Source organism: Rhizobium sp. BK176 (genome assembly GCF_024808055.1).
Genome location: NZ_JANUBV010000040.1, coordinates 22,889 through 30,489, shown reverse-complemented (window position 1 = coordinate 30,489; position 7,601 = coordinate 22,889). Strand labels below are relative to the sequence as shown.

Here is a 7,601-nt window from a genome sequence, read left to right as displayed (position 1 = left end):
CGAAAACATCCACCGCCTAACAGAGCCGGATCTCGGTACTGATGCGAGGCCAGCAGTGCAGCAGCCGTCAATGCGCATCGAAAATCGCGCTTACCGTTAAGAAGATGCGTTTGCCCAACTTGGCGAGTTCAAGGTGTCGATCTCTCCGGAATCGATCTTCGCCATCAGAAGCACCGGTCGGCGCTTTGACCTGCCACTGAACTTTCATCCAGTGGCGATTAGAGCCCCGTCGGTAGTGAACCGCCCCCAAACATTGGACCAGCGGAGGCTGGAGTTTTCCGGCTTTGAAGGGTTCAGATCAGTAGAACAAGATGAAGCAATTGCATTCTGATACGGGTGAATTCCTACCCGCTGGCCTATCGGTCACCCTTCCGACATGCCTGCAAGCCGCAGGCCATTGAGGACGTTAGCCAGCCTCTTGGGGTCTTTATCCGGATGGCCCGATCTTATGGCTTCAATGGTGACTGACGGGGAAAGCGTCATCAACTTGGCGAGATAGCGACGAGCCTCTGCCAGTCGACCAAGATGAGCATTCGCAGCGGCCATCATCCAGTACGTGGGATCGAAATTTGGGTTGGATGCCAGCGCTCGCGCAGCATACGAGAGAGCCAATTCATACTGTCCGAGAGCTATATGAGCATGGGCAGTCCCGCAAAGGGGTATGTGAGCCAGTAGGTCACGTGGCGAGAGCTTGGTTGCTCGTCCAAAAAGCTCAAGCGCATGATGCAGGTCGCCGCAATGGAGATGCGCAACACCGGACGCGGTCATAACCGTCACGTTGTTCGGATTGGCTTCAAGTGCTGCCGCCAACACCGCCATGCCCCAATCATATTCCTTCGCCACCTGCACAAGTGCCATGGCGCAATGGGCCATCGCCGTGGGGTCCCCAGCCGCGTTATCCAATCCTCTTCTTGCCCACTCGAAACACTTTTCCCGGTCGTTCGGCCCCAGTGGAGGCCAACCCATATTTATGCGATGTTCCAGTGTCCAGGCTGCGAGAGCGAGCAGATATGCGTTGTGTGGTTCGGCGTCGATCGCATTTGATAGCAGGCGGTGCGCCGCAGCATTCTCCGCACTGGTTTCTGCCAGGATTTTCGACAGGGCCAAAAGGGATGTGTCGTAAGCATCGACGCTACCGGGGCGGTCCCGCCGAGAACGTTGTATCTCGGCTAGCTGTATCTCTGGTGCAATGCCCGTTGCCACCTTTTCCGTGATGCGGTCTTGAAAGCTGAATACGTCGTCAACTGCCCCGTCGAAGGTCTCGGCCCAGAGGTGCGAACCGTTGGCACCATCAATCAGCTGCGTCGTAATCCTTAACTGGTTGCCGGCTCGTCGGACGCTCCCGGTAAGGACATAAGGGACGCCGAGCTCCTTTGCGACTTCACGAACGTCGATATCGCGGCCCTTATACGCAAACGACGAGTTGCGCGCGACTACTGCGAAACTCCGGAAGCGACTAAGCGCGGTGATAATGTCGTAAACGATCCCGTCGGCAAAATATTCCTGCTCGACGCTATCCCCAAGGAAGGCAAAGGGTAGAACAGCGAGAACCGGCATCGAGGCGAGCGTTTCACCGTTCGAATGCCCGAGTTTAAGGAGACGATAGCCTATCCGAGGCACCGTCGTGATCCAATCGCCATTATCTGGCCGGAGGCCAAGCGCCTTGCGGAGGGCTGCGATCTGTACCGTTAGATTGCTCTCTTCGACGATCGCCCCCGGCCACGCGCACTCCATCAGAACGGATTTCCCCACTGTCTCACCCTTGGCCTCAAGCAAGACCTTTAAGAGGGCGACCCCACGTAATCCCAGCGGAATGCGTTTCCCTTGCCGCGTCAGGGTGCCGCCGACGGGATCAAGAACAAAGGGACCGAACTCGTAGAGCGGTTGCATGGCAGGCAATATAACGCGCGAATAAGATAGTGGTGAGTAATTTCCAAGTCAGCCGGCTCCGCAGAAAGGCGCACCGACCCATAGGTTCGCGCACCGATTTCCAACGCCTGGCCGCAGGCCGCATTGACCCGCTCGCGTTCAAAAACTTTGACGAGGCGGATAATGCCCAGACAGGCTCTGTAGCCCATTTCCGGATGCGGTCGATCAGCGAGAATACGCTCGCAGAGCAATGCAACGTCCGATCCGCTCGCGGACGCCTCGCGGCTGATACGTTCGATCGTCCAGTCGGCAAAGCGGCGATGCGATGATGGCATGTGCTCCGGCGTTGTCGTGTGCTTGCCATTGCCACTCGATCGTCGGTGGGCGGCAATGCGCTCGCCCTTATGGAAGATCTCGATGGTATTGGCGGTGATGCGTGCCTCGACTTGCTCACGGGCAAAACGATAGGGCACGGAGTAACGGTGCTTATCGATAATCGACATGATAATCGAGGCCAGCCCGGCGTATCTTCCATTCGGCAAAGACGTATCGTTCGACCGGCAACAGCCGCAGGGCCGGATAGTCGATCTCTTCAAACAATTGCCGTCGTGTGCGCCCGACACGACGCAGAGCACGCGCGTCGTTGAGATCGGGGTCTTTCCCGCCGCCGATTTCGAGGATTTCCCCCAGCCGCGCCCCGACATGCCACCGAAATTGAGGGCGAGTTGGAAGGGGTCGTGCGAATACTTGCCGAAAACCGCTGGCCTTGGCGACTGCACGCAACCTATGACGAGACGATCGGTCGCGCTCTCGATGTCTTCGAGGAAGTCAACCAGGATATCCCACTCGAAGGCCTCAACACTGGCTCGAAACGATAAGCGCCGGGGTCAGAGGCCTTGAACCTCCGTAGAACATTCAGAAGTCGCCACCGTGCCAGCCTCCTCATGGTAGAGGCTTGTGGTTGTCTCCGCTAATACACGTTTGTTTAAAAAAAAGGCCCCCACGGCGGGATAGCGCGCAGGGGGCCAAGTTTCCACACTTTCGGAGAGCGGTCTCATTCTAAACCGTATTTACAGTCCCGCTAATATATTTCTTCGCCAGACTATCCTGGTCCGATTGCGGCGTCAGCGTTTTGCTGGGAGGGGGTACGAGTAAATTATGCCGCAAATCGCGTCAACTCGATCGGAGTGGAATGAACACGCTGGTGCATCTGGCGTCGTTTGCCGACGGTAGGTTCGTCGAGGTAAGGAGATTTGGGTGGAGGCGAGGGACTTCATCACGAAGTCCCTCGTGCCATTGGCGGGACATCTTGCCGCCAATGGCTGGATCGCGGTGACTTCGCGTGACACATATGCGGAACAGGACGCGAAGGACGTTGCCAAAGCTCTCAAGTCTCACGGACTGTCGCCAAGGATTCCAGTGACCTTACGTCCGCGAGGTCTGCTGGGATTAGCGGCGTAGACATAAGCCTCTCCTCAAGCCTGTGCTTGAGCCTTTCTGCTAATGCTGAGTTCCGGTCGAAAATGGGGCAGTTCAGAGGGCGCAGTGAAACCAGTGAATTGTTGATGGAAAAATCTATAGAATGTGGCCATCATTACAAACGGCTAAGAGTATTTTCCCGCGAACGAAACCGAATTGAAAATCGTCGAGCTAAGTGGCCCATTTGTCGAGCGAATGCGCGAAGATTTCAAGCACCCGTTCGAACGTCCCCGGACATCTGCCTGCATGGCGATCAGGTGCGGAGTGCATAGATGAAGCATGCGCCTCGGGACCCCGCGGTGTCGCCAACGGTGAGATGTCCCGCAAGGAGTTGGAAACGTGAGTTAAGAGTCAAGCTGAGATTTTAGCGGCCGGCTGAGATAAGCTCCACGAGCGAACGCTTCGGTCGGCTTTAAGCCGGACGGGAGGACGGCTGCCGACGTTGGCTGTGGCTCAGCCGACCGTTGAGACGGCATGGGCCTTCATGTCATCACGCACTTCGTAGAACCTATTTCCATCGATGTAGATGGCGTGGCACGTGGGCTTCTCGCCCTTTGCTGTCGAGCACGCCTTGTCGCCCTTGAAGGTGAGCTTTGTCTTCACGTCGATTACCTTGCCGTCCACATTGGCCTTGCCGGTGATCGATGCCTGTTTCCAGTTCCAAACCAGATCAGCGGTTACTGGCTTATCGAAATCGTAAATCTCGACTTTCACCGGCTTCCCGTCGGCAAGAATTTTGAATTCTTCCATCGTGGCATTCTTGGCGGTGACGGGGATCGACGGAAGCTCTCCGGCATGCGCGCCGGATATCAGAAATGCGATTGCACCGATGCTTGAAAGAGCCTTTATCATTTGAAGGCCCTCGGCCATAGAATTATTGCAGCCTAGTTTATCACCTACTGGTTGTCCCTTCAATGTAAAAGGTGCAACCCACTTCGTTCTTCCGGAGTGAGCCCAGCAAAGATCTGATCTGCCAAAAGGGATCGCCTCACAGCAGTTCCATTTCCTTGCATTCCCCATACCGTGCAGGCGTTGGAGCAGTTCGACCTCACCATAATTGCCGCAGGATATTGCACCAGCTGGCCACCAGATAACGGACTAGCGAACGCCTTGGCGAGAGCGGGCTCTTACCTTTATCCGTTGGAAAGCGGATCTCGTTTTGAAGTCGCGCTGTCTGTCCGACCGGGTTCGCTTGTTCGAAACTGGTACGGGGCTCACTCTACGGGTTGTCCCGCGCGGACGCGGAGGTTCCAACAGTTCGGCAGTTAATGAGGCTTCATCTACGGGAGAGGGATGTCGTTGACGTGGGCGGGGCGGCGGCAACGCGATTGTCCTGCCGCCATTCCCCATTCGTGCTCGTCATGCTGCCGACTTCACCGGTGATCTCGGCGCTTGATAGCCTCGGTCATGCAGAGACCATGCCGAGCTTCGTCTATCTTATCCCGGTCGTCATGCTGCTCGGCATCGGCAAGGTGCCCGGCCTCATCGCCGTGGTCATCTACGCCATCCCGCCGATGATCCGCCTCACCAATCTCGGCATCCGCCTCGTCGACAAGGATGTGCTGGAGGCGGCCGATGCCTTCGGTTCGTCGAGCTGGCAGAAGCTGAAGAACGTGCAGATGCCGCTGGCGCTGCCCACCATCATGGCCGGCATCAACCAGACGATCATGATGGCGCTCGCCATGGTGGTCATCGCCTCGATGATCGGCGTGCAGGGCTTGGGCCAGCCGGTTCTGAAGGCGATCTCCAACCAGTATTTCACGCTCGGCATCTTCAACGGCCTTGCCATCGTCGGCATCGCGATCATCTTCGACCGCGTCAGCCAGGCCTTCGGCGTGCGCCTTCAAAAGCACCGGGAGGTGGTCCATGGGTAACAAGAAAATTGGCGGCTTCGGCATCGAAATCAAAAAGCTCTACAAAATCTTCGGTCCAAATGGCGCCGACTGCGTAAAGCTCGTTGAGCAGGGTGTTACGAAGGCGGAACTGAACAAAAAACATGGTCATGTTCTTGGCCTGAGAGACATCAACATCTCCATGCCTGCGGGTGGCATTCAGGTGATCATGGGCCTTTCCGGATCGGGAAAGTCCACGCTTATTCGCCACATCAATCGCCTTATCGATCCGACGTCTGGTGAAGTCGTCATCGGTGAAGAGGATGTGGTCAAGATGGACGATGCGCAATTGCGTGAGTTTCGTCGGCATCAGACGGCAATGGTGTTCCAGAAGTCTGCGCTTCTCCAGCACCGCACCGTCCTCGAAAACACCCTCTATGGCCTGGAGATACAAGGGGCGCCACGGAACCGGCAGGTCGACTGCGCCATGCGATGGATCGAGCGGGTCGGGCTGAAAGGTTTTGAGAGCAAATATCCCAATCAGTTGTCCGGCGGCATGCAACAGCGCGTCGGTCTTGCCCGTGCGCTGGCGAACGATGCGCCTATCCTGCTGATGGACGAAGCGTTTTCCGCACTGGACCCGCTCATTCGCGTCGATATGCAGACCGTGCTCCTCGACCTGCAGAAGGAGATCAAGAAGACGATTGTCTTCATCACCCATGATCTGGACGAGGCGCTGAGGCTCGGGGACCGCATTGCGATCTTGCGGGATGGGGAAGTCGTGCAGCAGGGCACGCCGCAGGATATCGTGATGAACCCGGCCGACGACTACATCGCCAGCTTCGTCCGGGAAGTGAACCGCGCGCGGGTCATCAAAGTTGAGACTGTCGCCACCGCGCCGAACGGCTCGTCCGGCGAGCTGAAGATTTCGGTGCCGGCCGGCGCGACGCTGGAGGAAGCGGCAAGAGCAATGACGCTGGCCGGGACAAGCGAGATCGCCGTCGTCGATGGCGACGGTCAGGTCACAGGTGTGCTGGCGCTTCCCCAGGCGGTTCATGCCATGGTCAATGCGCAAGTCGTCTACTCGACATCCGACGCCAAGAAAGTTGCGTAGGAAAAAAGAAATCCAGAAATGGGAGCCTCAGATGTTTGACGCCGTCTTGATCAGAAAGTCCGACAGTGGGCAGGAAGCCGGTGTTTCCAAGGTCGAGACCGCGCAACTGCCACAAGGCGACGTGTTGGTGGACGTCGCTTGGTCGACCCTGAACTACAAGGATGCCTTAGCGATCACCGGCGCCTCGCCGGTCGTTCGCAGCTTCCCTATGGTGCCGGGGGATCGATTTTGCGGGCGTCGTGGCTGAAAATTCCCATTCCGACTTTAAGCCGGGCGATCGGGTCGTGCTGAACGGCTGGGGCGTTGGAGAGCGGCATTGGGGTGGGCTGGCGGCCAGGGCGCGCGTAAGGGGAGATTGGCTCGTGCCTTTGCCAGAAGGGGTCAGTCTGCGGAACGCCATGGCGATAGGGACGGCCGGCTACACCGCGATGTTGTGCGTCATGGCGCTCGAGCGCAACGGTGTGCTGCCGGACAGCGGAGAGGTGGTGGTAACCGGCGCGGCCGGTGGTATTGTTAGTATTGCAACCATGCTTCTGGCCTCACGCGGCTATAGCGTTGCTGCCGTTACAGGGCGGATGACCGAAGCGGATTATCTCACCGGCCTCGGTGCCACCGCTATCATTGACCGGGCTGAGTTCACACAGGTCGGCCGGCCCTTGGCCAAGGAGCGTTGGGCAGGAGCCATCGACGTGGCAGGCGGAGTGGTGCTGGCCAATGTACTGGCTTCGATGCGCTATCGCGGTGTCGTCGCCGCATGCGGACTAGCTGGTGGGATGGAACTCCCCACGACCGTCGCGCCCTTCATCTTGCGCGCTGTGACGTTGGTCGGGATCGACAGCGTTTTGTGTCCCAAACCCCAGAGACTGGCCGCCTGGCAACGACTGGCGCAGGAACTCGATATGGCGAAACTCGATGGAATGACAACGGAGGTCCACCTCTCTGACATTGTGTCAATGGCACCTAAATTCCTTGATGGTCAGGTGCGAGGCCGCATACTTGTGCCAATCAACCTGCAGGTTGGTTGATGTAGCCTTAGATTTTACTGGCGGCTAGGAAGCCTGGCGCAGGCAATAGCAGCGCGCATCTCCGCGCGGCGTCCTTGCGAGCAAAGGCAGCATCCAACTTCCGGAGGCGAAGGCGCTTGCATAGAGCCGCAGTTGTTGTGACCATATGGTGCCGATGCGACGGCAGTCGGACGACCGGGTCGCCTGCGCGCCAAGCGCGGATAGTGCTTATTCGGTTCGCGCCAAAGGAGGCAATCCTCGCGCCGCCTTGCTGATAGGCTGCGGACTGAACAATCAAGAAGA

At 57.8% G+C, this 7,601-nt stretch carries 3 protein-coding genes and 4 pseudogenes; 4 read left to right on the top strand and 3 right to left on the bottom strand.

Annotation, left to right across the window (positions count from 1 at the left end):
• Positions 1-363: 363 nt before the first annotated feature.
• Both FHT76_RS39645 and FHT76_RS39640 read right to left on the bottom strand, forming a co-directional pair.
• Complete coding sequence (locus tag FHT76_RS39645; RefSeq protein ID WP_259186778.1) at positions 364-1,890, bottom strand: winged helix-turn-helix domain-containing protein; 1,527 nt, start codon at positions 1,888-1,890, stop codon at positions 364-366.
• Positions 1,833-2,520, bottom strand: a pseudogene (locus FHT76_RS39640) (Mu transposase domain-containing protein); the annotation flags it as partial. The gene FHT76_RS39645 and the pseudogene FHT76_RS39640, both read right to left, overlap by 58 nt.
• Between FHT76_RS39640 and FHT76_RS39635 the strand changes: the two are divergent.
• Positions 2,515-2,729, top strand: a pseudogene (locus FHT76_RS39635) (amidohydrolase family protein); the annotation flags it as partial. The pseudogenes FHT76_RS39640 and FHT76_RS39635 sit on opposite strands and share 6 nt — an antisense overlap.
• A gap of 1,072 nt (positions 2,730-3,801) precedes the next feature.
• Here the strand turns inward: FHT76_RS39635 and FHT76_RS39630 are convergent.
• Entirely contained in the window at positions 3,802-4,200 is a 399-nt protein-coding gene (locus tag FHT76_RS39630) for a hypothetical protein (protein WP_259186773.1), read from the bottom strand.
• 560 nt (positions 4,201-4,760) lie between these two features.
• On the opposite strand from FHT76_RS39630, the pseudogene FHT76_RS39625 reads away from it, so the two are divergent.
• The 3 genes and pseudogenes from FHT76_RS39625 to FHT76_RS39615 form a co-directional block, all read left to right on the top strand.
• A pseudogene (locus FHT76_RS39625) lies at positions 4,761-5,222 on the top strand (ABC transporter permease); the annotation flags it as partial.
• Positions 5,215-6,294, top strand: coding sequence for a glycine betaine/L-proline ABC transporter ATP-binding protein (locus tag FHT76_RS39620; RefSeq protein WP_259186772.1), 1,080 nt, complete (start codon positions 5,215-5,217; stop codon positions 6,292-6,294). The pseudogene FHT76_RS39625 and the gene FHT76_RS39620, both read left to right, overlap by 8 nt.
• 31 nt (positions 6,295-6,325) lie before the next feature.
• Positions 6,326-7,319, top strand: a pseudogene (locus tag FHT76_RS39615) (MDR family oxidoreductase).
• Positions 7,320-7,601 lie beyond the last annotated feature (282 nt).

Excerpts from the sequence above, each read along its gene's own strand:
- FHT76_RS39645 (WP_259186778.1), bottom strand. The coding sequence starts at position 1,890 with ATGCAACCGCTCTACGAGTTCGGTCCCTTTGTTCTTGATCCCGTCGGC.
- FHT76_RS39630 (WP_259186773.1), bottom strand. The coding sequence starts at position 4,200 with ATGATAAAGGCTCTTTCAAGCATCGGTGCAATCGCATTTCTGATATCC.
- FHT76_RS39620 (WP_259186772.1), top strand. The coding sequence starts at position 5,215 with ATGGGTAACAAGAAAATTGGCGGCTTCGGCATCGAAATCAAAAAGCTC.